The sequence below is a fragment of the Sphingopyxis lindanitolerans genome, from assembly GCF_002993885.1.
GTDB lineage: Bacteria > Pseudomonadota > Alphaproteobacteria > Sphingomonadales > Sphingomonadaceae > Sphingopyxis > Sphingopyxis lindanitolerans.
Genome location: NZ_CM009578.1, coordinates 700,965 through 725,901, shown reverse-complemented (window position 1 = coordinate 725,901; position 24,937 = coordinate 700,965). Strand labels below are relative to the sequence as shown.

Annotated in this window: 30 protein-coding genes; 18 read left to right on the top strand and 12 right to left on the bottom strand. The window is 65.8% G+C overall.

Going from position 1 to position 24,937, the window contains the following annotated elements; genetic code table 11:
• Positions 1 to 11: 11 nt before the first annotated feature.
• From CVO77_RS03440 to CVO77_RS03430, 3 genes are read right to left on the bottom strand one after another with little or no spacing between them, the layout of a single operon-like run.
• Entirely contained in the window at positions 12 to 1,562 is a 1,551-nt protein-coding gene (locus tag CVO77_RS03440) for a type II and III secretion system protein family protein (protein WP_105997902.1), read from the bottom strand.
• Position 1,563: 1 nt separating this feature from the next.
• Positions 1,564 to 2,604, bottom strand: a complete 1,041-nt coding sequence (cpaB, locus tag CVO77_RS03435; RefSeq protein WP_105997901.1) for a Flp pilus assembly protein CpaB — start codon at positions 2,602 to 2,604, stop codon at positions 1,564 to 1,566.
• A gap of 44 nt (positions 2,605 to 2,648) precedes the next feature.
• Positions 2,649 to 3,137, bottom strand: coding sequence for an A24 family peptidase (locus CVO77_RS03430; protein ID WP_105997900.1), 489 nt, complete (start codon positions 3,135 to 3,137; stop codon positions 2,649 to 2,651).
• Positions 3,138 to 3,231: 94 nt separating this feature from the next.
• Here CVO77_RS03430 and CVO77_RS03425 point away from each other — a divergent pair, with 94 nt between their 5' ends.
• Together CVO77_RS03425 and CVO77_RS03420 are read left to right on the top strand one after the other, a co-directional pair.
• The gene (locus CVO77_RS03425) at positions 3,232 to 4,362 is read left to right on the top strand and encodes an NAD(P)/FAD-dependent oxidoreductase (protein WP_105997899.1); all 1,131 of its coding nucleotides are present in this window, start codon (positions 3,232 to 3,234) and stop codon (positions 4,360 to 4,362) included.
• A 513-nt stretch (positions 4,363 to 4,875) separates the two neighbouring features.
• A complete protein-coding gene (locus tag CVO77_RS03420; protein WP_105997898.1) occupies positions 4,876 to 5,052 on the top strand; it encodes a YegP family protein in 177 nt (58 codons plus the stop codon).
• 18 nt (positions 5,053 to 5,070) lie between these two features.
• Here the strand turns inward: CVO77_RS03420 and rnhA are convergent, their stop codons facing one another.
• The 3 genes from rnhA to ispH are packed head-to-tail and all read right to left on the bottom strand — an operon-like array spanning position 5,071 to position 7,456.
• Positions 5,071 to 5,523, bottom strand: coding sequence for a ribonuclease HI (rnhA, locus tag CVO77_RS03415; RefSeq protein ID WP_105997897.1), 453 nt, complete (start codon positions 5,521 to 5,523; stop codon positions 5,071 to 5,073).
• Entirely contained in the window at positions 5,520 to 6,482 is a 963-nt protein-coding gene (thrB, locus tag CVO77_RS03410; protein WP_105997896.1) for a homoserine kinase, read from the bottom strand. The genes rnhA and thrB overlap by 4 nt, the downstream gene beginning before the upstream one ends.
• A complete protein-coding gene (ispH, locus tag CVO77_RS03405; RefSeq protein ID WP_105997895.1) occupies positions 6,482 to 7,456 on the bottom strand; it encodes a 4-hydroxy-3-methylbut-2-enyl diphosphate reductase in 975 nt (324 codons plus the stop codon). The genes thrB and ispH overlap by 1 nt, the downstream gene beginning before the upstream one ends.
• A gap of 151 nt (positions 7,457 to 7,607) precedes the next feature.
• Here ispH and CVO77_RS03400 point away from each other — a divergent pair, with 151 nt between their 5' ends.
• The 9 genes from CVO77_RS03400 (at position 7,608) to tatC (ending at position 14,963) form a co-directional block, all read left to right on the top strand.
• A complete protein-coding gene (locus tag CVO77_RS03400) occupies positions 7,608 to 8,282 on the top strand; it encodes a hypothetical protein (RefSeq protein ID WP_192878861.1) in 675 nt (224 codons plus the stop codon).
• Positions 8,283 to 8,421: 139 nt separating this feature from the next.
• Positions 8,422 to 10,149 carry an arginine--tRNA ligase gene (argS, locus tag CVO77_RS03395; RefSeq protein WP_105997894.1) on the top strand — a complete coding sequence of 576 codons (1,728 nt, stop codon included), beginning with the start codon at positions 8,422 to 8,424 and terminating at the stop codon, positions 10,147 to 10,149.
• Entirely contained in the window at positions 10,149 to 10,940 is a 792-nt protein-coding gene (locus CVO77_RS03390) for an SPOR domain-containing protein (protein ID WP_105997893.1), read from the top strand. The genes argS and CVO77_RS03390 overlap by 1 nt, the downstream gene beginning before the upstream one ends.
• A 94-nt stretch (positions 10,941 to 11,034) precedes the next feature.
• Positions 11,035 to 12,042 carry a beta-N-acetylhexosaminidase gene (gene nagZ / locus CVO77_RS03385; RefSeq protein ID WP_105997892.1) on the top strand — a complete coding sequence of 336 codons (1,008 nt, stop codon included), beginning with the start codon at positions 11,035 to 11,037 and terminating at the stop codon, positions 12,040 to 12,042.
• 18 nt (positions 12,043 to 12,060) lie between these two features.
• Positions 12,061 to 12,843, top strand: a complete 783-nt coding sequence (locus CVO77_RS03380) for a segregation and condensation protein A (protein ID WP_105997891.1) — start codon at positions 12,061 to 12,063, stop codon at positions 12,841 to 12,843.
• Positions 12,840 to 13,433 carry an SMC-Scp complex subunit ScpB gene (gene scpB / locus CVO77_RS03375; RefSeq protein WP_105997890.1) on the top strand — a complete coding sequence of 198 codons (594 nt, stop codon included), beginning with the start codon at positions 12,840 to 12,842 and terminating at the stop codon, positions 13,431 to 13,433. Before CVO77_RS03380 ends, scpB begins: the two co-directional genes overlap by 4 nt.
• A 25-nt stretch (positions 13,434 to 13,458) precedes the next feature.
• Positions 13,459 to 13,686, top strand: a complete 228-nt coding sequence (locus tag CVO77_RS03370; RefSeq protein WP_105997889.1) for a twin-arginine translocase TatA/TatE family subunit — start codon at positions 13,459 to 13,461, stop codon at positions 13,684 to 13,686.
• A gap of 81 nt (positions 13,687 to 13,767) precedes the next feature.
• Positions 13,768 to 14,160, top strand: coding sequence for a Sec-independent protein translocase protein TatB (gene tatB, locus CVO77_RS03365; protein ID WP_105997888.1), 393 nt, complete (start codon positions 13,768 to 13,770; stop codon positions 14,158 to 14,160).
• Entirely contained in the window at positions 14,157 to 14,963 is an 807-nt protein-coding gene (gene tatC, locus CVO77_RS03360) for a twin-arginine translocase subunit TatC (RefSeq protein WP_105997887.1), read from the top strand. Before tatB ends, tatC begins: the two co-directional genes overlap by 4 nt.
• 19 nt (positions 14,964 to 14,982) lie before the next feature.
• Here tatC and CVO77_RS03355 read toward each other — a convergent pair whose 3' ends face one another.
• Both CVO77_RS03355 and mgtE read right to left on the bottom strand, forming a co-directional pair.
• On the bottom strand, positions 14,983 to 15,111 hold the full coding sequence (locus CVO77_RS03355; protein WP_105997886.1) for an entericidin A/B family lipoprotein: 129 nt from the start codon (positions 15,109 to 15,111) through the stop codon (positions 14,983 to 14,985).
• Positions 15,112 to 15,331: 220 nt separating this feature from the next.
• Positions 15,332 to 16,756, bottom strand: coding sequence for a magnesium transporter (gene mgtE, locus CVO77_RS03350; RefSeq protein ID WP_106000608.1), 1,425 nt, complete (start codon positions 16,754 to 16,756; stop codon positions 15,332 to 15,334).
• Positions 16,757 to 16,961: 205 nt separating this feature from the next.
• Between mgtE and CVO77_RS03345 the strand changes: the two genes are divergently transcribed.
• Positions 16,962 to 17,411, top strand: coding sequence for a peptidylprolyl isomerase (locus CVO77_RS03345; RefSeq protein WP_105997885.1), 450 nt, complete (start codon positions 16,962 to 16,964; stop codon positions 17,409 to 17,411).
• A 56-nt stretch (positions 17,412 to 17,467) separates the two neighbouring features.
• On the opposite strand, the gene CVO77_RS03340 is transcribed toward CVO77_RS03345, so the two are convergent.
• The 3 genes from CVO77_RS03340 to CVO77_RS03330 are packed head-to-tail and all read right to left on the bottom strand — an operon-like array spanning position 17,468 to position 20,132.
• Positions 17,468 to 18,088, bottom strand: coding sequence for a GNAT family N-acetyltransferase (locus tag CVO77_RS03340; RefSeq protein ID WP_105997884.1), 621 nt, complete (start codon positions 18,086 to 18,088; stop codon positions 17,468 to 17,470).
• A 56-nt stretch (positions 18,089 to 18,144) separates the two neighbouring features.
• Complete coding sequence (locus CVO77_RS03335) at positions 18,145 to 18,984, bottom strand: thioesterase family protein (protein WP_105997883.1); 840 nt, start codon at positions 18,982 to 18,984, stop codon at positions 18,145 to 18,147.
• An 11-nt stretch (positions 18,985 to 18,995) separates the two neighbouring features.
• Positions 18,996 to 20,132: an NAD(P)H-dependent flavin oxidoreductase gene (locus CVO77_RS03330; RefSeq protein WP_105997882.1), complete on the bottom strand. Its 1,137-nt coding sequence runs from the start codon at positions 20,130 to 20,132 to the stop codon at positions 18,996 to 18,998.
• Between the two features lie 106 nt (positions 20,133 to 20,238).
• Here CVO77_RS03330 and nadC point away from each other — a divergent pair, with 106 nt between their 5' ends.
• From nadC to CVO77_RS03315, 3 genes are all read left to right on the top strand, one after another.
• Positions 20,239 to 21,099, top strand: coding sequence for a carboxylating nicotinate-nucleotide diphosphorylase (gene nadC, locus CVO77_RS03325; RefSeq protein WP_106000607.1), 861 nt, complete (start codon positions 20,239 to 20,241; stop codon positions 21,097 to 21,099).
• 7 nt (positions 21,100 to 21,106) lie between these two features.
• Positions 21,107 to 21,817, top strand: coding sequence for a ribonuclease T2 family protein (locus CVO77_RS03320; protein ID WP_242446085.1), 711 nt, complete (start codon positions 21,107 to 21,109; stop codon positions 21,815 to 21,817).
• A 94-nt stretch (positions 21,818 to 21,911) separates the two neighbouring features.
• Positions 21,912 to 22,139, top strand: coding sequence for a hypothetical protein (locus tag CVO77_RS03315; RefSeq protein ID WP_105997881.1), 228 nt, complete (start codon positions 21,912 to 21,914; stop codon positions 22,137 to 22,139).
• A gap of 9 nt (positions 22,140 to 22,148) precedes the next feature.
• Here CVO77_RS03315 and CVO77_RS03310 read toward each other — a convergent pair whose 3' ends face one another.
• Entirely contained in the window at positions 22,149 to 23,420 is a 1,272-nt protein-coding gene (locus CVO77_RS03310; RefSeq protein WP_105997880.1) for an MFS transporter, read from the bottom strand.
• Between the two features lie 147 nt (positions 23,421 to 23,567).
• On the opposite strand from CVO77_RS03310, the gene pgsA reads away from it, so the two are divergent.
• The 3 genes from pgsA to CVO77_RS03295 are packed head-to-tail and all read left to right on the top strand — an operon-like array spanning position 23,568 to position 24,838.
• Entirely contained in the window at positions 23,568 to 24,140 is a 573-nt protein-coding gene (gene pgsA / locus CVO77_RS03305) for a CDP-diacylglycerol--glycerol-3-phosphate 3-phosphatidyltransferase (RefSeq protein ID WP_105997879.1), read from the top strand.
• 3 nt (positions 24,141 to 24,143) lie between these two features.
• The gene (gene moaD / locus CVO77_RS03300) at positions 24,144 to 24,401 is read left to right on the top strand and encodes a molybdopterin converting factor subunit 1 (RefSeq protein ID WP_106000605.1); all 258 of its coding nucleotides are present in this window, start codon (positions 24,144 to 24,146) and stop codon (positions 24,399 to 24,401) included.
• Entirely contained in the window at positions 24,398 to 24,838 is a 441-nt protein-coding gene (locus CVO77_RS03295) for a molybdenum cofactor biosynthesis protein MoaE (RefSeq protein ID WP_105997878.1), read from the top strand. Before moaD ends, CVO77_RS03295 begins: the two co-directional genes overlap by 4 nt.
• The last annotated feature ends 99 nt before the right edge of the window (positions 24,839 to 24,937 follow it).

Below are 24,937 nucleotides of genomic sequence, written 5' to 3'. Positions count from 1 at the left end.
AAACCACCGTGTCACTTCTTGTTCAGGCTAAAGCCGGGCGCGACATCCGCGCCGCCGCGCGGGCGATCCGCGTCGCCGACATTCGTGTCGAGCGACGGCTTCGGCCGGTCGCCGCCGGTCACCCCGTCGCTCGTCTGATTGAGCAGCAGGCGGGCGAGGTCGTTGGAGTCCTGATAGGCGTCGGTCGGCAGCTTGATCTCGTTCGCCGACACCGGCTGCACCAGATAGGGCGTCACGACGATGACCAGTTCGGTCTCCCCGCGCTTGAAGCTGTCCGATTTGAACAGCGTGCCGAGGATCGGCACGTCGCCGAGCCCGGGGATCTTGTCGATCGCACCGATCGAGCGGTTGTTCATCAGGCCGGCGATCATGAAGCTTTCGCCCGAACCCAGTTCGACCGTCGTTTCCGCACGGCGGATGGTGAGCGCCGGGATCTGGAACCCCTGCATCTCGATCGCGCCTTCGGTCGACAGTTCCGATACTTCGGGACGGACGCGCAGGCTGATGCGGCCGTTCGACAGCACCGTCGGCGTATAGGCCAGGCTCACACCATATTTGCGATATTCGATCGTCGTGCCGGCGAAATTGCCGGGGATCGGGATCGGGAATTCGCCGCCCGCCAGAAAGTCGGCCGTTTCGCCCGAAATCGCGGTCAGGTTGGGCTGTGCCAGCGTTGCGACCAGGCCCGACCGTTCGCCAAGATCGAGCGACGCCATCAGGTCGAGCCCGAACAGGCGGCCCGCGCCGGCAAGGCTGCTGGTGCCGGCGGGCGTGGTGAACTGATATTGCGTGCCCAACGTGGTGCTCGTGATCGGCAGGCCGGTCCGTGGATCATAGGGCCGCGGCACGGGGCTGCCGGGAAAGACCGCCGTCGGGGCAGGGATATCGGTGATTGTGCCCGGCGACCGGCCACGGAAAATGCCGCCCAGAAAGCCGCCCGTCATGTCCCGCGTCAGCAGATTGCCGCTGATTTCCTTGACCAGCGAGCGGTTCACCTCGGCGATGCGGACCTGCAAATTGACCTGCAGCGGCGTCGCGGTGCGCAGGCGCGAGAGCACTTTGGTCTGGTCGCCGACGAAGGCCTGGACCAGGCGTTCGGCCTCGGCGGCGTCGTCGGGCGACGCGACCGTGCCGGTGAGCAGCACGAAGCCGTTCATCGTGTTCGACACGATCTTCGCCTCGGGCATCGCGAGCGCCAGCATCTGGTCGATCGTCTCGATATTGTTGCCGACCCGGGCGACGGTCGAATAGACGACCCGGCCGCTGGCGTCGGTCGCATAGATGCTCGTTTCGCCCGGCGCCTTGCCAAAGACATAGAGCTGGCGGCTCGAGCGGACCTGCACATCGGCGACCTTGTCGTCGGCAACGAAGATGTCGGTCATCGGCGCCGACAGGCTGACCAGGCGGCCGCGGCCGACCGACAGGTCGATGCTGCTGCTGGCGTTCTGCGTTGCCTGGGCCGATGCCTGCTGCGTCGGGGCGGAGATCAGGGTCGCCGCGATCAGGCCGATGGCCAGGGTGCGGGCGAGCGCCGTCGCCTTGAAATGGGTTTTGCTGGTCATCTTACTTACCCCCAACCGGAACTTCGGTCATCTTGTCGCCGCGCGTCACGCGGACCACCGGACCCCTCGGCGCCGCGGGCGCGCCCATCGTCACGGACGATCCGCCACCGCTGAAGGATGGCTGCTGCGGCGGCTGGCGCGGGGCCGATACGCGGCCGCTCACCGGAACCCAGAAGCGCGAGACGTCGCCGCCTGTGGTGGCCGAGCTCTTGTTGGCGGTCGGCCGTGCGGCGGCTTCGGCGAGCATCTTCTTTTCGGCGGCGGTGCCGCCGCCCGCCGGAACATTGACTTCGCCCGACGCGATCGCAGCTTCCAGATCGCCGCTGTTTTCGGCGAGCGGACGGAGCGCGAGCGACAGCTTGCCCATATTCTGCGCGACGGCGATCTTCTCGGCGATCTCGGGCGTCGCCTCGAGCGTTACCGAGCCGAAGGTGTGCACCGGCGTCTTGCCGGTTTCATCCTCGGCATCATAGCGCTGGTCGGTCGCCAGGACGCGAACGTTGCGGACGATCGTCTCGGCGGTGTAGAGTTCGTCGTCGGGATAGGCGCTGCCTTCCTTGACCTTGAGCTCCTGCGCCAGGACCACGTCGACGCGGTCGCCCGGAAAGACGAAGCCGGCGACGCCCTGTTCCTGCGAAACCTTGACCGTCACCGCGCGCATGCCCGGCCCGAGCGCCGCGGCAAGGAAGCCGCGGTCGTCGGGATGGACGAGCGCGCCCTGCGTCAGCGGCTGGCCGGCGGTGATCGCATAGCGCACGACGGTGCCGACCAGCGTCTGGACATCCGTCTTTTCCTTCAGGAAATACGCCTTCTCGACCAGTTCGTTCGGCCAGGGCTGAAAGCGGAAGCTGTCGGGACCGATGATCGTGCCGACCGGCAGTTGCCGCGTCGCGACCAGGATCATGGGTCCGTTGATTTCCGGCGCAGCCGCCGCGCGTGCTTCTGGCGTCGATGCGCCGCGCATCATCTGGTTGACCCCGAACGCAGCCCCGATCGCAATCACCAGCGCGCCGACGATCAGCATTATCTTTCGTGTATCCACGATTTTCGCCTCCTGCGCCGAACCAGAGATGGTGGCGCTTGCCCTCAACTCGATGCGATAGACTGAAACTGGTTAAGATATTGTTGGTGAAGCGCCCAAAGGCCCGCAATCGCGATCGCCACGCCGTAGGGAACCTCTATCACTTTGTCCGAAGGCCGTATTTTCGACTGGACCAGCATGACGGCCGACAGGATGCCCCCGCCGATCGCCATGATCGTCAGCATCGGAACGAACAAAGGCAGCGGAATCCACAGCATCACCGCGCCGATCATCTTCACGTCGCCGCCGCCCATCGCGCCGATCGCGAACAGCCCGGCAAACAGCAGGAAGACCGCGAAAGCCGCCGCGAACTGAAGCGCAATATCGGGCCAGATCGGCCATCCCGCGGCGATCCAGAACGGAATCGCGAGCAGGGCCATCGCGGCATTGAGGCCGTTGGAGATGGTGCGCGAGCGGACGTCGCTGACCGCCGCGGCGATCATCAGCCCGCCGAGAAGAGCCATCAGGCCAAGGGAAAGGACGCCGCTTTGCATCGGCGTTCCTCTACGCATCATGGCTTACCAAAGCGTAACCATGTTGCCCGCGCGGCGGGTTGCATTCCGCCGTGCAGCCGATATGCGGCGGGCCATGACCGATGCGCTGCCTTCCTCGACCGACGTGCTGATCGTCGGCGCGGGCATCGCCGGCGCCAGCCTGGCGGCCGCGCTGGCGCCGTATCGCCGCGTGTTGATGATCGAGGCCGAGGATGCGCCAGGCTATCATGCGACCGGCCGCTCGGCGGCCTTCTGGCAGGAAACCTATGGCGGACCCGGCGTCCAGCCGCTGTCGATCGCGTCGTTCGGCGCGTTGCAAGATCCGCCGCGCGACTTTTCGGCGCGCGGCTTCCTGTCGCCAAGGACCGCGATCAACCTTGCGCGCCGCGATGACGCGGTCGCGGTCGATGCCTTCGCCGCCGGCTTTTCGGCCAGGGGCGTGCCGATCGAACGCATGTCCGCTGCCGAGATCGAACGCCGCGTCCCCGGAGTCCGGCCCGAGTGGAGCGAGGCGGCCTATGAGGCGTCGTGCAGCGACATCGACGTCGGCGCGCTCCACGCCGCCTATCTGCGCGCGGCGAAGCGCGCGGGCGCGATGCTGGCGACACGCGCGCGCCTGGACGGCGCGCGCCGCACGGGCACGGGGTGGGAGGTCGGGCTGGGGCACGAGACCCTTCGCGCCGACCTGATCGTCAATGCCGCGGGGGCGTGGGCCGACCAGCTTGCCGAAGCGTGCGGCGCCGCGCCGCTGGGCATCCAGCCGTTCCGGCGAACCATCATCCAGCTTCGGCTCGATTATCCAGTGCCCGCCAGCCTGCCGCTGGTGATCGATATCGGCGGCGCCTTCTATTTCAAGGGAGAGAGCGAAGGGCGGATCTGGCTTAGCCCCCACGACGAGACGCCGTCACCGCCGTGCGATGCAGCGCCCGAGGAACTGGACGTCGCGCTGGCGATCGAGCGGTTGCGGCAGGTCGTCGACTGGCCGGTCGCGGCGGTCGAGCGGAAATGGGCCGGGCTCCGCAGCTTTGCGCCTGATCGCCTGCCCGTCTTCGGCGCCGATCCGCGCGTGCCCGGCTTCATCTGGTGCGCGGGACAGGGCGGGTTCGGAATTCAGACTTCGCCGGCGATTTCCGCGCTGCTCGCGGCGCAACTCGGCGCCCCCGCGCCCGAGGGCGCGATCGCGGGCATCGACCCGGCACCCTATACGCCATCGCGCTTCGCCTGATCGCATCTGGTGCAGCGAGCCTTATATCTGATCCACCTTCCCGTTCGTGTCGAGCGAAGTCGAGACACCCATCGGCGTAACGCTACGCCGATGGGTGTCTCGACTACGGCCAAAGGCCGAAGCCTATCCTGAGCGCCTGCCAAGACAGTCGAAGGGCTCGACACGAACGGACTTGAGGTGATGCAGATTTAACTGACGGCGCTCTAGCCGCTTGCGCGGCGAGATAGGTGGATTACCATGGGTTATACCAAGGTGCGGTGATTCTGACCCGTGAGGACGGTTTCTGGCGTTTCTCGGCAAGGAGGCTGCGATGAGGCGATGTGGTTCATCGTCACGAGCAGGCGACGCTGTCCGAGAGCCGCCAGAAACCGCCCTTCGGGTTGCCAGTCCCGCCTGCTGGACAGCGTCGGCGCGTCGCCAGCAAACGGGACTGGCAATCCTCATGGGTCAGGATCGCCGCACCTTGGTATAAGCCGCGTCACCCCCGTCGCGGTTCGACCTGTGGAGGATGGCATGGCCCATTATTTCGAGATCAAGAAGAACAAGAAAGGCGAATTTGTCGCCTATTTCAAATATAATAGCGAATCCATCTTCTGGACCGAAGGCTATAGCAGCAAGGCTTCGGCGAAGAACGCCATCGAGTCGATCCTCAAGAACGGGCCAGGGGCAGAGGTTCGCGAAGCCGAGTGACGATAGGCGCGCGGGCGCTCAGCGCGCCCGCGCGATCTCGATCGCCGCGTCGCTGGCGAGCGTGTCGGCCAGTTCATTGTCGCCATGCCCGGCGTGGCCCTTGACCCACAGCCATTCGATGTCGTGGCGTGCCGCCTCGACGACAAGCCGCTGCCATAGATCGGCATTGGCGACCGGCTTTTTTGCTGCGGTCTTCCAGCCATTGCGCTGCCAGCCATGCACCCATTTGGTGATGCCGTCGCGCACATAGATGCTGTCGGTCGACAGTTCGACCTGGCACCGCCGCTTGAGCGCCGCGAGCGCTTCGATCGCCGCCATCAACTCCATGCGATTGTTCGTCGTGTCGGGCTCGCCCCCCGACAATGTCTTCACCACATCGCCCCAGCGCAGCACCGCGCCCCAGCCGCCGGGGCCGGGATTGCCCTTGCACGCGCCGTCGGTGGCGACGATTACCGTCCGTCCCGCGGTCATGGCGCGGTGAACAGGCTGGCGGCGTCGCCCGCCTGGTAGCGGCGCAGGCGATTGAGAAAGGGCGCCGGGTCCTTGCGCGTGACGAGCGCGTCGGCGGGTGTATGCACCCAGTCGTGCGCGCGCGTGAGCAGGAAGCGCAGCGATGCCCCGCGCGCGAGCAGGGGCAGGGCGGCGATTTCGGCCTCGGTCAGGGCGATCTCGCGCGCATAGCCGCGCATCAGCGCGTGCGCGCGATCGGCGTCGCAGCGACTGCCGTCGTCGGAAAAGGTCCACGACGCATGGGTGACCGCGAGGTCATAAGCGCGAAAGTCGCTCGCCGCGAAATAGAAGTCGATGAGTCCGGTCACCGTCTCACCGAGCATCAGTACATTGTCGGGGAAGAGGTCGGCGTGGATGACATGCGCGGGGAGGCCTTCGGGCCAGTTCGCGTCGAGAAAGGCGAGTTCGGTCTCGACGATATCCTGCAAGCCCGAAATCACCGCGTCGAGGTCGCCCGTCGCGTCGGCGACGGCGCGCCAATGGCGGTGGCCCATGCTGTTCTCGCGCCCGCCCGGAAAACCGGCGGCGGCGCGGTGCATCGCGCCGAGCGCCGCGCCGACCGCCTCGCACTGACCCGGCGTCGGGTGGCTCGGCGATATGCCGGACAGAAACTGGATGACGCAGGCGGCGCGACCCGCGATCTCCTGGATCGCGACGCCGTCCCGGTCGTGGACCATCGCCGGGATCGGACAGTCGCGGCCCGCGAGATGATCGAGCAGGTCGACGAAGAAGGGCAGGTCGCCGACCTGAACCCGCTTTTCGTAAAGCGTCAGGATGAAGCGACCGCCGGTCGTCTCGAGCAGGAAATTGCTGTTTTCGACCCCCTCGGCAATTCCCTTGCACGAAAGAACCGTCCCGATGTCGTAACGGGAAACGAGCGCGGCGAGGTCGTCGGGGTCGACGTGCGTGTAAACCGCCATCAGTCGGCCGCCGGATCGAGCCCGCGCGGCAGTTTGAAGACCATATTTTCCTCGGCGGTCACCACGATATCCTCGATGATCGGACGGTGGGCCGCGACGGCGTCGATGACTTCGCGCACCAGCGTTTCGGGCGCGCTCGCGCCCGCGGTGATGCCGAGCGTGCCGATATCGCACAGCCAGGCCGGGTCGATGTCGGTGCCGCGCTGGACAAGATGCGCCGGGGTGCCCAGCCGCTCGGCAACCTCGACAAGGCGCAGGCTGTTCGAACTGTTGGGGGCGCCGATCACGATCATCCGGTCGCAGCGGCGGGCGATCGCCTTCACCGCATCCTGCCGGTTCGAGGTCGCATAGCAGATATCCTCGCCGCGCGGGCCGGTGATCGCTGGGAAACGGTGCTGGAGCGCGGCGACGATGTCGCGCGTGTCGTCGACCGACAAGGTGGTCTGGGTCAGGAACGACAGCATGGCGGGATCGGGCGGCGTCAGCGCCGCGACGTCGTCGACCGATTCGACCAGCGTCATCGCGCCGTCGGGCAACTGGCCGAGCGTCCCGATCACTTCGGGGTGGCCGGCATGGCCGACGAAGATGATATGGCGGCCCCCGTCATAGGCGCGCTCGGCCTGGCGATGGACTTTCGACACCAGCGGGCAGGTCGCGTCGATATAGTCGAGCCCGCGTGCCTCGGCCTTTGTCGGCACCGCCTTTGGCACGCCGTGCGCGCTGAACACGACCGGGACGCCGTCGGGAACCTGGTCGAGCGATTCGACGAAAATCGCGCCCTTGGCCTTCAGCGATTCCACCACATAGCGATTGTGGACGATTTCATGGCGGACATAGACGGGGGCGCCGAAACGGATGAGCGCCAGTTCGACGATGCGGATGGCGCGGTCCACCCCGGCGCAAAAGCCGCGCGGCGCCGCGATCAGGACCGCCAGTTCCACGCCTTCGCGCGCTATCGGATGGGGAGCGTTCATAATCCGCGCGCTCTAGCGCAGCAGCCCATATGCGGTAAAGCAGGTTCGTCCATGTTGCGCCGCGTTCATCGCGCCGATAAGAAGCGGCGCGCATGGAACGTCGGACAGTCGGTTCGTCGAGCCTGCCCGAGATTTGGAAAGCCCGGTTGCTATGATGTTCATCTCCTCTTCGTCCCGCAAACTCGTCGCCATGCTGTGCGGGAGCGCAGCTCTGGTGACGGCGGCCGGCTGCGCGAAGGATAATGAAATCGACGTGTCGGGCGCCGGTGCCGGTATCACCGCGTCGCGCAGCACCTGTCCGGCGGTCGCCGTCCCCGCCTATACCGGCGATATCACCCTGTTCGACCCGGCGACCAGCCGCGACGCGCGCGCGATCGACGTCGTCGCGACGATCACCCACGTCACCCCGCAATGCAATGACCAGGCCGAGAAAGTCTATCAGCTCGCCGATTTCGACGTGATGGCGACGCGCCGCGACGCGGGACCGGCGCGGACGGTGACGCTGCCCTATTTCTCGACCGTCGTGCAGGGCGGCACCGCCGTCGTCGCCAAGCGCGTCGGGCAGGTTACGGTCAGCTTTGCCGAAGGCCAGCTACGCGGCACCGGGCACGGCCAGGCGGCCGCCTATGTCGATCGCGCGGCGGCGACGCTGCCCGACGACATCCGCGAACGCATCACGCGCAAGCGCAAGGCGGGCGAAGAGGATGCCGCGATCGACCCGTTGAGCATCCCCGAAGTGCGCGCTGCGGTGCAGCGCGCGAGCTTTGAATTGCTCGTCGGTTTCCAGCTGACGCAGGACCAGCTCGAATATAACGTCCGACGATAGACCTCGGCGGCGGCGGTCGGCGCCGTTCGCTTTTCTTTTTGCCCTGCGGCGCCGATAGGGGCGGCGCAGGGCTTTTCGCGTTGCCCAACCTGGGTTAGGGCGCCCGCCAACCCGTTTTGACCGAGAGATAGGATCCCCCGTGACCCTGTTCAGCCGCTTTTCCGACCATATCGACGCCGCGCTCGACGCGCTGGTGGCGCGCGACGCGCTTCCTGCCGGGCTCGACCGCGGCACGATCAGCATCGAGCCGCCGCGCGATCCGTCGCACGGCGATGTCGCGACCAACGCCGCGATGGTCCTCGCCAAGCCCGCGGGCACCAATCCGCGCGCGCTGGCCGAACTCCTCGTCGCCGAACTGGGTGCGCTGGACGAAGTGACCGAGGCGAGCGTCGCCGGCCCCGGCTTCATCAACCTGCGCGTCGCCGACGCAAGCTGGCGCGACGAACTCGCGCTGATCCACGCCGAGGGCGGCGATTACGGCCGTTCGGCGATGGGGGAGGGGCGTAGCGTCAACGTCGAATACGTCTCCGCCAACCCCACCGGCCCAATGCACGTCGGCCATTGCCGCGGCGCGGTCGTCGGCGACGCGCTCGCCGCGTTGCTCGAATATGCGGGGCATCGGGTCACCCGCGAATATTATGTCAACGACGCGGGCGCACAGGTGGATGTCCTCGCGCGGTCGGTCCACATGCGTTACCGCGAGGCGCTGGGTGAGGAGGTCGGCGCGATTCCCGAGGGGCTGTACCCCGGCGACTATCTGAAGCCCGTCGCCGAAAAGCTCGCTGCCGAATATGGCGACCGTTATGTCGGCGCGCCCGAAAGCGCGTGGATCGGCCTGTTCCGCGCCGAGGCGGTCAGCGCGATGATGGACATGATCCGCGACGATCTCGCCAAGCTCGGCATCCATCACGACCTGTTTTCGTCGGAGGCCGAATTGCAGGCCGAGGGCAAGCCCGCCGCCGCCGAAAAATGGCTGCGCGAGCATGACCTCGTCTATGACGGTCAGCTTGAAGCCCCGAAGGGTGAGACGCCCGAGGATTGGGAGCCGGTCGAACTGCCGCTGTTCCGTTCGACGCGGTTTGGCGACGATCAGGACCGCCCGATCAAGAAATCGGACGGCAGCTGGACCTATTTCGGTGCCGATCTCGCCTATCATTTCCAGAAAAGCCAGAATGCCGACGAGCTGATCGACATCTGGGGCGCCGACCATGCCGGCACGGTCAAGCGAATCAAGGCGGCGGTCGCGGCGCTGACCGGCGGCAAGACGCGCTTCGACGTGAAGCTGGTCCAGATGGTCCGGCTGCTCAAAAATGGCGAGCCGTTCAAAATGTCGAAGCGCGCGGGCAATTTCGTCACTCTCGCCGATATCGTCGACGAGGTCGGCAAGGATGCGGTGCGCTTCACCATGCTGACGCGCAAGGCCGACGCACAGATGGATTTCGACTTTGCCAAGGTCGTCGAGGCGTCGCGTGACAACCCGGTCTTCTATGTCCAATATGCCCATGCACGGATCGCGTCGCTGAAGCGCAAGCTCGCCGAAGCGGGTATCGCGGCCGCGGCGCCGAACCCGGCGCGGCTCGACGATCATGAGCTCGGTCTCGTCAAGCTACTCGTGCAATTCCCGCGGATCGTCGAATCGGCGGCCTCGGCGCGCGAGCCGCACCGTGTCGCTTTCTATCTCGGCGACGTCGCCGCCGCTTTTCATGCCTGGTGGAATATGGGCAATGACCGGCCCGACGCACGTGTCATTTTGGCAGATGATCCCGAACTGACCGCGACGCGCCTTTATTTGGCGGACGGAATCGGGCAGGTTGTCCGAAACGGGCTCCACCTGATGGGGGTCGAGGCGCTCGAGGAGATGAGTTGATGGCGGAGGACACGGGGGGAACGGACCACGGCGCGGGATTAGGCCTCGACGACGAGGGCCGTCTTCCCTGGCTGGAGGCTGCCGACGGCTATGAGGAGGATGGCGAGGTATCGCCGGTCCGCCTGCTGGTGATGGTGCTCGGCGGGCTGCTGCTGATCGGCGCCGTGCTCGGCGCGCTGTGGTGGCTCCAGAATGGCGGCGCCCGCGGGCAGGGCGAATTGATCGCGGCGCAGCAGGGCGATTACAAGGTCGCGCCGAAAACCGACGGCGCCAGGACGTTCGAGGGCGAGGGCGCTGCGAGCTTTGCCGCAACCGAGGGTGCGGTGCCGGCGGGCAAGGTCGACCCGACGCGGATGCCCGAAGAACCCGCGGTAACCCCGGCCGAGCGCGAAGCGGCCGCGAAGGCTGAAAAGGCGAAGGCCGACAGCGAAAAGGCGGCCGCGGCGAAGGCCGAGGCGGCGCGCATCGCGGTCGCCGACGGGGGCAAGCCCAAGCCCGCCGCGATGTCGGTCAAGACCGACGATGCCGCGACGAAGGACAAGGCGCAGGCGGGCGGTTCGGCGACGATCCAGCTCGGCGCGTTCAGCAGCGAAGGCGCGGCGACGAAGGCCTGGACCAATCTGTCGAAACGCTTTCCCTATCTCGCCGATCTCGGCAAGTCGGTGTCGCCGGCAAAGGTCGGATCGGGCACCGTCTATCGGCTCCGCGCCTCGGCGGGCAGCGCCGCCAACGCGGCTTCGCTCTGCGCCAAATTGCGCGTCGCGGGTGAAAATTGCGTCGTCGTCCGCTGATTCGGCCCGTTTGGCCGCAGAGGGCATTGGTTCATTCCCCCCGCCATGCCATGTCAGGCATTAGGGGGCGCCGGCCGATGGAGGTTGACGCACGATGATACCCGCGATTTTCGGCCTTTCGGGCCTGACCCTGACCGACGACGAGCGCGCCTTCTTCCGCGACAGCGACCCTGCGGGCTATATTCTGTTCGGCCGCAATATCGAGAACCGCGAGCAGCTTCGGCGCCTGACCGACGATCTGCGCAGCCTCGACGGGCGCGCCGGCCTGCCGATCCTGATCGATCAGGAAGGCGGCCGGGTTGCGCGCATGAAGGCTCCCGAATGGCCCGATTTTCCGAGCGGCGCGGCGTTCGATGCACTGTACGAACGCGCGCCCGCCAGCGCGATCGAGGCGGCGCGGCTCAATGCGATGGCGCTTGCCTTCATGCTCGCCGAGGTCGGGATCAGCGTCGATTGCCTGCCGTTGCTCGACGTGCGCCAGCCGGGCGCGAGCGACGTGATCGGCGACCGCGCTCTCGGTAGCGAACCGATGCGTGTCGCGGCGCTCGGCCGCGCGATTCTGAACGGACTTCAGGACGGTGGCGTCGTCGGTGTCGTCAAACATATTCCCGGCCACGGCCGCGCGATGCTCGACACGCACGAAGCGCTGCCGACGGTCACCGCGTCCGACCATGATCTGCAAAGCGACCTCGCGCCTTTTGCGGCGCTGCGCGATGCGGCGATGGCGATGACTTGCCACGTCGTTTTCGATGCGTGGGACCGGGATCTGCCCGCAACGCTGTCGCCGACCGTCATCGACGGTGTGATCCGCCAGCGCGTCGGGTTCCACGGCCTGCTGATGACCGACGACCTCGACATGAAGGCGTTGTCGGGCAATGTTCCGTCGCGCGCCGCCGATGCGATCGCCGCGGGGTGCGACATCGCGCTCAATTGCTGGGCGAAGATGGACGACATGATCGGCATCGCAAAGGCGCTCGACCCGATCAGCACCCTTTCGCGCGCGCGGCTCGAAGGCGCGATGGACCGGATTTCGGGCGCGCATGACCCGCGTCAGTTCGCGGTACTCATCGACCAGCGCGACGCGCTGCTGGCGCTCGCGTGATCGGGGCCTGATCCGCCGATGGAGGAACTGCCGCTCGACTTTGAATTGGCCCCGGCGGCGACCGAGCGCGACGATGCGCTGCAACTCAATCTGGAGAGCTGGGAAGGCCCACTCGACCTGCTTCTGACACTCGCGCGCGGGCAGAAGGTCGATCTCAGGCAGATTTCGATCCTCCAGCTTGTCGAGCAATATCTGGCTTTCATCGCCGAAATGCGGGCAAAGCTAGAGGTGGCGGCCGATTATCTGGTGATGGCGGCGTGGCTCGCCTATTTGAAATCGGCGCTGCTGCTCCCCAAGGATCCGCTCGAGGAGCCCTCGCCCGACGAACTGGCGCTGCGGCTGCAACTGCGTCTTCAGCGTCTGGCGGCGATGCGCGAGTCGGCGGCGCGGCTGCTCGCCCGCGACCGTATCGGCCGCGACGTCTTTCTGCGTGCGAAGCCGGAGGGGCTGCGCGAGGTTAAGGTGCGGCGCTGGGATGCGAGCCTCTATGACCTGCTGGCCGCTTATGGTCAGGTCAAGCTGCGCACCGAACCTGTCGTCCATATAGTTGCGCGGCGTCCGGTGATCACCCTCGACGCCGCGCTCCAGCATCTCGAACGAATGATTGGGATGAAGGTCGATTGGGCCGAATTGTCCGATTTCCTGCCGTCCGACTATCAAGGGCCGCTGCGCCGCTCGGCGATCGCGTCGAGCTTCGTCGCCGCGCTCGAACTCGCGCGGCAGGGACGGGTCGACCTGAAGCAGGACGGCGCGTTTGAACCGCTTTATCTGAAGGCCGCGTCAATGGGACATCCCGCATGATCGACGATCTCGAACGCGCAATAGAGGCGATGTTGTTCGCGAGCGACGCGCCGCTCGACGCGCGTCAGCTCGCCGGGCGCTTCGGTGGCGAGATGACACCGGGCGCGGTGCGGGCGATCATCCTCGCGATCGCCGAACGCCACCGGGGCAGCGGCATCGAACTGGTCGAGCGCGGCGGTCATTGGCATTTCCAGACCCCTGCCGACCTAGCCCATCTGTTGCGCCGCGAGCGCGATGACCCGCGCAAATTATCGCGCGCGGCGGCTGAGGTGTTGGCGATCGTCGCCTATCACGAACCCGTCAGCCGGGCGGAGATCGAGGCGATCCGCGGCGTGCAGACGTCGAAGGGGACGCTCGACGTCTTGATGGAGGCCGAATGGATCGCCCCCGCGGGGCGGCGCGAGGTGCCGGGGCGGCCGCTGATCTACAAGACCACCGACGCCTTTCTGCAACATTTCGGCCTTGCGAGCCGCAAGGATCTGCCGGGTATTGAAGATTTGCGCGCCGCCGGCTTGCTCGACCCCGTCGACCTCGCTTTCGATGATGCGATGGGCGAGCTGGACCTAGTAAAAGATGGCGAAGAGGCCTAGATAGCGGCCTCAAGGAGAATTTGAGATGGGTAGCTTTAGTCTCGTGCACTGGCTTGTCCTGGGCCTGATCATCCTGTTGCTGTTCGGCAAGGGTCGCTTTTCCGACATGATGGGCGACGTCGCCAAAGGCCTCAAAAGCTTCAAGAAGGGCATGTCGGAAGACGATACGCCGCCCCCCGCGCCGCGCCAGATCGATGGTCAGCGTCCGCCCGAGGTGACTCCGACGCCGACCGCGGAAACCGAGATTCGCTGACCGCGCCCGATTTTGAAAGAAGCTCGCAGCGTGGCGGTTTCGCTTGACGTGTTGAAAACGAAACGGATCGAGCTTTGATCGATGTTTGACGTTGCGCCCACCGAGTTGCTGCTCGTCGTGGTGGTCGCCTTGGTGGTTATCGGCCCCAAGGACCTGCCTAAGGCGATGCGTTTTGTCGGCAAATGGGTCGGCAAGGCGCGCGGGATGGCGCGCCATTTCCGCTCCGGACTCGACACGATGATGCGCGAGGCCGAACTCGAGGAGCTTGAGAAGCAGTGGCGCGCGCAGAATGACGCCATCATGCGCGAATTTCCGCGCGTTGATGGGGCTGGAGGCGCGACTCCGCCGATCCTGCCAGCAGGGCCAGCTGACGAGGCAGTTGATGAAGCGCGGCCAGAAAGCCCCGACCATGCAGATGCCGTGACGAAGCCCGAGACGCACGATGTGCCGCCGCGCGATGGACCGCTGCCATGACGGTTGAAACGCCCGTTACGGCCGATGAGGATGGCGCCGGCGGCAAGATGCCGCTGCTTGACCATCTGATCGAGCTGCGCTCGCGGCTGCTCAAGTCGCTGCTCGCGATTGGCGTCGCATTCGGGGTCTGCCTCTATTTCGCGCGGCCGATCTTCGGCCTCCTTGTCCACCCGCTCGTTGCGGCGGGGCAGGGCAAGCTGATCTACACCCAGTTGTTCGAGGCTTTTTTCGTCGAAATCAAAGTTGCGCTGTTCGCCGCGATGATGATCGCTTTTCCGGTGATCGCGATCCAGCTTTGGAAATTCGTCGCGCCGGGCCTCTTTCGCCAGGAAAAGCGGGCATTGCTGCCCTTCCTTTTCGCGACCCCGGTGCTGTTCGCGATCGGCGCCTGCTTCGCCTATTTCATCACGATCCCGATCGCGCTCAAATTCCTGCTCGGTTATCAGGGTGAAATCGGCGGGGTGCAGCAGGAGGCGCTACCCTCCGTCGGCAATTATCTGAGCTTCATCATGCAGTTCATCATGGCGTTCGGTATCGCCTTCCTGCTGCCGATCCTGTTGATGCTGGTCGAGCGCGCCGGGCTCGTGACCCGCGCGCAGCTGATTTCGGCGCGGCGCTACATGATCGTCGCCGCTTTCGCGATCGCGGCGGTGTTCACGCCGCCCGATATACTGAGCCAACTCCTGCTCGCGATCCCGCTGGTCTTTCTTTACGAGATTTCGATCTTCGCGATCTGGTTCACGCAGCGCAAACGCAAAACAGGCGCCGAAGTGGCGCCTGTCGAGCCTCTCGAAGAGGCTTAGGGTAGCGGGCAACGCCCAATCAGTGGATGGCGTCGCTACCCGCCTGGCCGACCGATTCGATATCGCGGCCAGCCCCTTTCACCGTGTTGCAGGCAGCGACCAGAAAGCTGGCAAGCAAGGTGAGGAGGATTACACGGACACTCGTCATTTTATCACCTCTCAGGAAATCAGTGCAAAATGGCCCGGCACGCGTTCGAGGGGGGGGGAGGGAATGCGGGCCGGGCCAATATTGCTGAGCAGCGCTGCGGGGGGGCGATGCCGCTGCTCGGAAATGAAACGACCGGCGCGGTGGATAAGTTCCCGGAAAAAGGTGCGGCGCTGAAAATTTTTTTCGATTTGTTTGAATCACTTGGATTCCAGGGTCTTATTCACCCCATCGCGGTGAGGCCGCTCAGTACCGCGAGGCCGAGGAACGAGAAAAAGCCCATGATGTCGGTCAGCGTTGTCACGAAAACGGCCGACGAGACCGCAGGGTCGACGTCGAACCGATCGAGCGTCACCGGGACCAATATGCCGGCAAGCCCCGCGACCAGATTGTTGATCAGCATCGCCGATGCGATGACGGCGCCGAGCAGCGGATTGCCAAAGATCAACGACGTGCCGGTACCGATGAGCACGCCGAGCGACAGGCCGTTCACCGTCGCGATGCGGAATTCGCGGAAGATCATGCGCAACGTGTTCGACGCAGTCAGCTGATTGGTCGCGATCGCGCGCACGGTGACCGCGAGCGTCTGGGTTCCCGCATTGCCGCCCATGCCCGACACGATCGGCATCAGCACCGCCAGCAGCGCGAATTTGGCGATGGCGCCCTCGAAAAAGCCGACCACCGACGCCGCGAGCATCGCGGTACCCAGATTGACGACCAGCCAGCTCAGGCGGGTGCGGATCGTCATCGCGATCGGTTCGTTGATGTCGCCGTCGCCGGCGCCCGACAGGCGCAATATATCCTCGCCCGCCTCTTCCTGGATAATGTGGACGACGTCATCGACGGTGATCATGCCGACGAGGCGCCCGGCCTTGTCGACGACGGCGGCGGAGATCAGCGCATATTTCTGAAAGCGCAGCGCGACCTCTTCCTGGTCCATGTCGACCGGGATCAGCGTCTGTTCGCGCTTCATCGCGTCGCTGATCGCGACGCTGCGCGGCGCGCGCAATATCCAGCTGAGCTGGCAGGTGCCGACCGGGCGGTGCATCGGATCGACGATGAAGATTTCCCAGAAATCGGTCGCGAGGTCGATATCCTCGCGCAACCGATCGATGACGTCGCCGACCGTCACATGCTCCGGCACCGCCACATATTCGCGCTGCATCAAGCGCCCGGCGGTCTCTTCGGGATAGGATAGTGCGTCCTCGATCGCGGCGCGATCCTCGGGTTCCATCGCCTGGAGGACGGCCTGCTGCTCGTCCTCCTCCATATCCTCAATGATCGCAACCGCGTCGTCGGTGTCGAGTTCGGACGCGATTTCGGCGACCTGTTCGGGCGCGAGCAGGTCGATCAGCCGCTCGCGCACATGCTCGTTCATTTCCGCGAGCACGTCGGGCGACAGCATATCGCCGAGCACATGCGCGAGAAGCGGCCGATCCTCGTCGGATACCAGTTCGAAAAGGTCGGCGATATCGGCGGGATGGAGGCGGCCGACGCGCTCGCGCGCCGCCTCGACCTCGCCCGCCTCGGCAAGGTCGATCACGTCGCGGACGAAGGCGGGTTTCAGCCGGTCGTCCTCGTCAAGTTCCGTTTCGGCCTCTCGCTGCAAGGGAGCGCGGTCGATCTCGCGGTCGTCGGTGATAACCATGTCTTCGGGCGGCAGGGAATCTTCGCGTTTGTCCATCGCGCGGGTTCTCCCTGGAATATGCGGCGTCCGTGCCTCCCCCTAGTCCCGCCGCCCCCCGATGGCAACGCCGTGAGACGCTTTTGCGCAATTAGGGCGTGGCTTTGGCGCGCGGCGCGGCTATGGCGCTGGCAAATTCCAACGGCAGATTCCAAGCAAGGAGCCAATCATGTCCGACCAGACGCTTACCCTTTCGCTGTCGACCGGCGATGTCGTCATCCGCCTGCGCCCCGATCTGGCGCCGCTGCATGTCGAGCGCATCACCCAGCTTGCCGGCGAAGGCTTTTACGACGACGTCGTTTTCCACCGCGTAATCCCCGGTTTCATGGCGCAGGGCGGCGATCCCACGGGCACCGGCATGGGGGGCAGCAAGCTTCCTGACCTGCCGCAGGAGTTCAACGCCGAACCGCACGTCCGCGGCGTCTGCTCGATGGCGCGGTCGCAGAATCCGAACAGCGCGAACAGCCAGTTCTTCATCTGCTTCGACGATGCGCGCTTCCTCGACAACCAGTACACCGTCTGGGGCGAAGTGATCGAAGGCATGGACAATGTCGACGCGCTGCCCAAGGGCGAGCCGCCGCGCGAGCCCGGCAAAATCGTCAAGGCGACAGTGGCCTGAATCGACAGCGGCCCCCGCGAAAGCGGAGGCCGCGTCATTCGTCCCGGACGGGCCGATCAGTCCATTGCTTGCGATGCGCCCCGCCATTGATCGCGGGTGAGTTCCCAATAGAGTGACAGGCGCGTCGATCCGTCGGCCCTGACGCTTTGCCGCTCGCCCTTGGCGACGAAACCGGCCGCTTCGATCACGCGGGCGGATCGGACATTGTCCTGGGCGGCGGTGAGGCCGATCAGCCGCACCCCCAGATGGTCGAACATCCATCCAAAACTGCGCGCTGCGCCCGATTTCCCCCGGCCCTGGCCTTGCGTATCGGCGCGCTGCGCACCGGCAAGTTCGGCGGCCGAACGGTCGGGCCAGATGGTGAAATAGGAATAGCCCATCACCGTGCTCCGGTCATCGACCGTTACCGCCAATATCGCCTCGCCGCGCGCTTGCTTGTCCCGGGCATCCGAAATCCAGCCCGCGATCATGTCATGCGTAAACGGTCGGGGCAGGTCATAAATGGGGTCGGAGACCGCGGGGTCCCACAAAAGCGCGATCAGGCCCGCAATATGTTCGGGGCCGGCGAGACGATGCATCGGGCCGAGGAGCGAAAGGTCGGCGCCACGAACCGTGGCGCATATAGCCGCCGCCTCGCGCGGGGTCACATCGAGCCGTGTCGTGGGGGGTGCGCTCATCTTGTCGACACCTCATCTTCTCCTTGGCTATTTGTCCCCGTGGGCTGGCGTTCGATCTATCGCGATGGCGCGCGTTCGCGCAGCACCAGCGTCTGCGTCGCAACGCCGATCGGGCCGTGCGCGTCGTAGAGGCGCGTTAGCGCGGTGCCGACGCCGCCGCCATGCGCCTGGGTTTCAGCTAACAGCCCGATCCACTCGCCTTCGGCGGGACGGTGCAGGTGCAGGCTGAGATCGGCATTGGCGAAAAGATACTCTTCCGCCGACAGCACCCAGCTGACGCCGCTGCCGAAATCGGCGGCGGCGGCGGCGCGCATCGCGGGTGATGTGGGCTGGCCCGAAATCAGCGGGACCGCCAGCCGGAACCACACCGCCGCAGGCCCCGGCTGCGCGGCGTCGCCTTGCGCGATGCGATGCTCCATCGCGGTATAAAAAAAGGAATCGCTCCTCGGCATGCCGGGAATATGGAGGGGTTCGTTGCATTGCTCGGGCGGGGGCAACAGGCGGGAAGGCGACCAGCCGGGCAATTCGGGCGGCGGCGTAAAGGGCTGCCCGCGCACGAGCAGCGCATGCGCGCGCGCTACCAATAGCCCTCCTTCCGCGAACAGGTCGATCGTGATCCGCGTCGTCGAGCGTCCGGGATGGACGTCCTGGCGAACGGTGAGCGGCGAAACCGGAACCGGCTTGATCAATTCGACGCTGAGGCGCGACAACTGCCATTCGGTGTCGGACAGGGCGGCTTCGGCAAGATGCGCAAACAGGGCGGCGGGCGCGCCGCCATGCTGCGCGCCCGGATACCATGGACCGCGCGACAGGATCGTGGGGTGCCATTGGTCGTCCTGTTGGACAAACACCGCAGTCGGCAGGGTGGGTGTTTCGGACGGCGGATGGTGGGACATATCGGGTGGCCTCAATCGCCGACGAAGGCGTTCAGGCGTTCGCAGGCGGCGATCCAGTCTTCCTTGAAGGCTTGCACGACCTGCCCGGCCCCCATCGCTTCGTTCATCAGGCCGACCCCCTGGCCGACCCAATAGGTGGCGAGCGCCTTGGCACCTTCGTGGCCGCCTTCGGACAATTTGTCGATCTTGCGCAGCGCCGGCTCGCTGACCAGCGACTGGAGCGGCATCGGCAGCGGCCGGGGCGCGCCTTCGGCCTCCCATGCGTCGGTCCACGGCGAGCGGAGCTGGCGCGACGGCTTGCCGGTGCGGCTCTTCGATCGCACCGTGTCGCGCGCCGTGGCGGCGAGCATCTTTTCCTTCACGACCGGATTGGTCTCGGCCTCGGCGGTGGTCAGCCAGACCGACCCGGTCCACGCGCCGTGCGCGCCCATCGCCATCGCCGCCGCCATCTGCCGCCCGGTGACGATGCCGCCCGCGGCGAGGATCGGCGTGGTCGCGCCGACCGCCTCGACCGCCGCCGCGACCTCGGGCACCAGCACCATCGTCGCGACTTCGCCGCAATGACCGCCCGCTTCGCCGCCCGCGACGACGAGGATGTCGACTCCGGCGCGGACTTGCACTAGCGCATGGTCGCGGGTGCCGACGAGCGCGGCGACGGGCACATTGTGACGCTTGCCGAGTTCGAGCATCAGCGGCGGCGGCACGCCAAGCGCGTTGGCGATCAGCGCGATCGGGTGGCGGAACGCGACCTCGAGCAGCCGCGCCGCGCCGTCCTCGTGCATATTGTCGCCAAAGCTCTGGCGCGCCGCCATCGCGTCTTCGAGGCCCGCCGCATCGACGTCGAACTTGCCGAGCAAGTCGGCGGCGAAGCGGAGGTGCGATTCGGGGATTTTCGCGGCATTGGCCGTCGGCGCCTCGCCCTTGCCGGCGAAACTGTTGGGGACGATCAGGTCGACGCCATAGGGGCGCCCGCCGATATGCGCGTCGATCCACGCCAGCTCTTCCTCGAGCCGTTCGGGCGGCAGCGACGCGGCGCCGAACACGCCCATGCCGCCGGCTTTCGACACCGCGACGACGACGTCGCGGCAGTGCGAGAAGGCGAGCAGGGGAAATTCGATGCCGAGCATCGTGCAGATGGGGGATTGCATGAGGGCCTCTCCGAAGTTGGTTAAAGTGCCGCGTGGCGTATATGTCAGCGCCAGTTGACGTAAACGTCAAGTTGATTTGCGCGGCGCGGGCTTTATCGCGTTCGGCATGAGCGATTTTTCCCTTTCCGGTTTCGACCTCGACGCCTTTGTCCGCAGCACTTTGGCCGAGGATCTGGGGGCTGGCGGCGACATCACCTCGATGGCGACGATCCCCGCCGACGCGCGCTTCGACGGTGTCATGGACAGCCGCGACGCGATCACCGTCGCCGGATTGCCGATCGCCGAAGCTTTCTTTCGCGCGCTCGATCCTGTCATGGAGATCGAAATTCTGGTCGCCGAGGGCGCGCAGGTCGCGGCGGGAAGCGACCTGATGCGGCTGTCGGGCCGCGCGCGCGCGATGCTGACCGCCGAGCGATCGGCGCTGAACACGGTGCAACATCTGTCGGGAATCGCGACGATGACCCGCGAATATGTCGATGCGCTGGGCGAATCCGGGGGCGCCGGGCGCGCCACCTTGCTCGACACGCGCAAGACGATCCCCGGCCTGCGGGTGCTGGAGAAATATGCGACGCGGATGGGCGGCGCGACGAATCATCGCATGGGTTTGTGGGACGCGGCGATGATCAAGGACAATCATGTCGCGGTCGCCGGATCGGTCGAGGAAGCGGTGCGGCGCGCGGTCGCGGCGGGAATCGCGAACATCATCGTCGAGGTCGACCGCGTCGACCAGGTCGAGTCCGCGCTGAAGGCCGGGGCGACGCATCTGTTGCTCGACAATATGGCCCCCGACGATCTGCGCGCATCGGTAGCGATCGTTGGCGGCCGGGTGCCGACCGAGGCGTCGGGCGGCGTGCGGCTCGACACGATCGGCGCGATCGGCGCGACCGGCGTGACCTATGTGTCGGTCGGGCGGTTGACCCAGTCGGCGCCGGCGGCCGACATCGGGCTCGATTTTGCACTGGCTTAGGCGGCGATTGAGCATTTTGCTCGCGCTGCTGCTGACGCCATCAGCGGCGCACGCACAATCGCCCGCCTGCATTGCGCCCGATCGCGTCCCCGTGCCGCGCATCGAGCAGCCGCGACGCGGCGAGCCGGTGCGAAAGCCGCCGGTCGCGGGCTATCTGTTGAGCATGAGCTGGTCGCCGCAGCGCTGCGCGCAGGTTCGCAACCCGAAGGGCGCGCGCGACCGTTTCCAATGTTCGGGCGAGAGTGGCCGGTTCGGCTGGGTGCTCCATGGGCTGTGGCCCGAAGCTGCCGATCCGGGCTATCCGCAATGGTGCCGCCCCGCGAAGATCGTCCCGCAGCCGGTGCTGAAACAGCATATGTGCATGACGCCATCGGCGCAGTTGTTGCAGCATGAATGGGCGAAGCACGGCACCTGCATGAGCCCGCATCCCGCCGCCTATTTCCGCGCCGCCGCGATCCTGTTTCGCGCGGTGCGCTTTCCCGACATGGCGCGGCTGACGGCCGCGCCGCAGACCGCGGGCAGCATCCGGCGCGCCTTTGCGGTGGCCAATCCGGGGGTGAAGGAGACGATGATCGCGGTCGCCGCCGATCGCGACGGCTGGCTCGACGAAGTGCGCCTGTGCCTTGGCCCGCGGATGCGGCCGCAGCAATGTCGGCCGTTTCAAAAGGGGGTGGCCGATCGCCGCGGCGTGCGGGTGCGGCCGATGCCGCGCGATTAAACAAAATGTGGGTTTTCGTGCCGCGGCGGGACAGGCGCGGCGTTAACACTCTTTTAACCTTATCGACTCGTTAAGCGCGTCCTAGTTTCGGGTCATGGACTCGGACCGACAGATCGACATCCGCGAACGGCTGCGCGCGCACGCGGCGCGCCAATTGACCATCGCCCGGCTGAACGCGCCGGAGGATTGGCAGGGCGAGTTGGTGAGCGCGCTGCGGGCGCAGCGGGCGACTCCGTCGTTCTGGGCGCCGGGCAGCGACCTGCGGCTGTTCCTCGAAAGCTTTGCGATCTTCTTCGTCGCGACGATGATGTTCCTGATTTAACGCAAGGCCCTAATCGCAGGCCTTGTGGAGCTTCCACGCGAGGAAGGACGATATCAGGCACATCAGGGCGACCATCAGCAGCGTGTCGCCGATCGTCAGCCCGAGGCCGATCAGCACGCTGAGCAGCAGTGTTGCGGCGACCATGAAGCCCGAATTGACGATATTGTTCGCCGCGACGGTGCGCGCGGTCTGCGACTTGGCGACGGTGGTGGTCAGGAAGGCATAGAGCGGGACGACGAACATGCCGCCCGCGACCGCGATGCCGAACAGATCGATGATGATGCGATCGCCGGTGCTCAGCGACAGAAATTCGCGCCAGTCCATCAGCGTGCCATCGACATGCTGCCAACCGCTGACCGACCACCAGAGGTCGAGGACGAACAGCCCCATCACGATCACCGATCCGGGCGAGTAGCGCGCCGAGACATGGCCCTTGAGCAGCCGGTTGACGACGATCGACCCGATCGCGACGCCGATCGAGAAAATGGCGGTGAACATCGTCGCGACGGTGCTGTCGCCGCCGAGCGCGTTCTTGACCAGTGGCGGGAATTGCGCCGCCAATATGGCGCCGATCGCCCAGAAGAAGCTGATCGAGACGATCGCGAGAAACAGGCGCGGGATGTGCATCGTGCCGTTCACGATCTGCCACGACGACCGGAAAATATTATGGTCGATGACGAGCCCCTCGGCCTCCTTTTCCGGCGGTGCGGCGGGGACGAAGCTGGCGGCCAGGCGACCGATGACCGCCACCACGACGATTCCGGGGATCGCGATATGCGGCGGAGTCAGGCCGCCGACGATCGTGCCGCCGAGGATGGCGATATAGGTGCCCGCCTCGACCCAGCCGGTGCCGGCGAGGACTTCACCCTCCTCGAGATGCTGGGGCAGGATCGCATATTTGATTGGCCCGAAGAAGGTCGAGTGCATCCCCATCGAAAAGAGCGCGAGAAGCATCAGCGGGACATTGTGCAGCCAGATGCCCGAAGCGCCCACCATCATGATCAGGATTTCCGCGGTCTTGATGAGGCGGATCATCCGGGTCTTGTCGGTGCTGTCGGCGAGCTGCCCGGCGAGCGCCGAGAAGAGGAAGAAGGGCAGGATGAAAAGCCCGCCCGCGAGTGCGTTGAACCAGGCCTCTGTCTCCGGGTCCTTGTAGATGGTGAAGGTGACGAGGATTACCATCGCCATCTTGTAGAAATTGTCGTTGAAGGCGTTGAGAAATTGCGTTGCGAACAGGGGCAGGAACCGGCGTTGCTTCATCAGCGCAAAGGAACCGGTCATTGAAAATCCACTCTTGCAGCCCGACACCCGGACAACGCCCGCCCCGGATTATCCCCCCAAAGGCAATCTTGTTGTCGCCGGGGGGGCTTATCGGTTAGGGCTGGCACGGTCAAAGCCCATTTTGGAACGGACATCCGGACAGGGATCATGCTCAGCCTTCCCAACATCTTGACGTTGTCGCGCATATTGGCGGTTCCGATCCTGCTGTTCCTGCTGTGGCCGGGAGTGGTCGAGGGCGGGCATCAGCCGAAGCCGATCGATTATGGCTTTGCCTTCGGCCTTTATTGCCTGATGGGCCTGACCGATTATTTCGACGGCTATGTCGCCCGTTCGCGCGGGATCGTGTCGCGGCTGGGCGCCTTTCTCGACCCGATCGCCGACAAGATCATGATCGCGGCGGTCATCCTGCTCCTCGTCTTTACGCGCGATATCGAGGGCTATCACGTCGTCGCGGCGCTGATGATCCTGCTGCGCGAGATCATCGTGTCGGGCTTGCGCGAATTCCTGGCGACGTTGCAGGTGTCGATGCCGGTGACGCAGCTTGCGAAGTGGAAGACGACCTTTCAACTGATCGCCTTTGGCGCGCTGATCCTGGCGGGGGCCTTGCCCGAGATGGCGTGGATCAAGACCGTGGGGCTCGCGTCGCTGTGGGGCGCGGCGGTGCTGACGCTGATTACCGGCTGGGATTATCTGCGCGTCGGCCTCAAGCATATGGATTGAGTGGTGGGGCTGACCATCACCTATTTCGCCTGGGTGCGCGAACGGATGGGGACCGCCGAAGAAAAGGTCGATGTTCCGGTGGGCGTGACCGACGTCGGCGCGCTCGTCGCATGGCTGACCGCGCGCGACGCACGCGGGGCGCTGGCCTTTGCCGAGCCGCAGCGAATCCGGGTCGCGATCGACGGCGTGATGCTGGGGCTGGGCGCTCCGCTGGCGGGTGCGCGCGAAGTCGCGCTGTTCCCGCCAGTGACGGGCGGATGATCCGCGTTCTCGTCCAGCCGGACGTCCTCGACGTCGCCGCCGAGTTCGACTTGCACGACGCGGGCGGACCTGGCGCGAGCGCCAGCTTTATCGGACGGGTGCGCGGTGAGGGTGGGCTTGTCGAGTTGTTCCTCGAACATCATCCGGTGCTGACCGGGGCGGGGCTGGTCGATCTCGCTCATGCGGCGAGCGATCGGTGGGGGCTCGCCGCCGTGACGCTGATCCACCGCGTCGGCGCGATGGCGCCGGGCGAGACGATCGTGCTGGTGCTGGCGAGCAGCTCGCATCGCGGCGAGGCGCTGGCAGCGACCGAATATCTGATCGACCGGCTCAAGACTGATGTGATGTTGTGGAAGCGCGAGACCTTCGCCGACGGGCGGACCCAATGGGTCGAGCCGCGTGAGGGCGACGATGGCCGCGCGGAGCGGTGGGGGTAGGCTTCGTCATTGCGAGCGAAGCGAAGCAATCCCCAGCTATCAACCTTCCGCTATGCCGACAGCTGGAGATTGCTTCGTCGCTACGCTCCTCGCAATGAC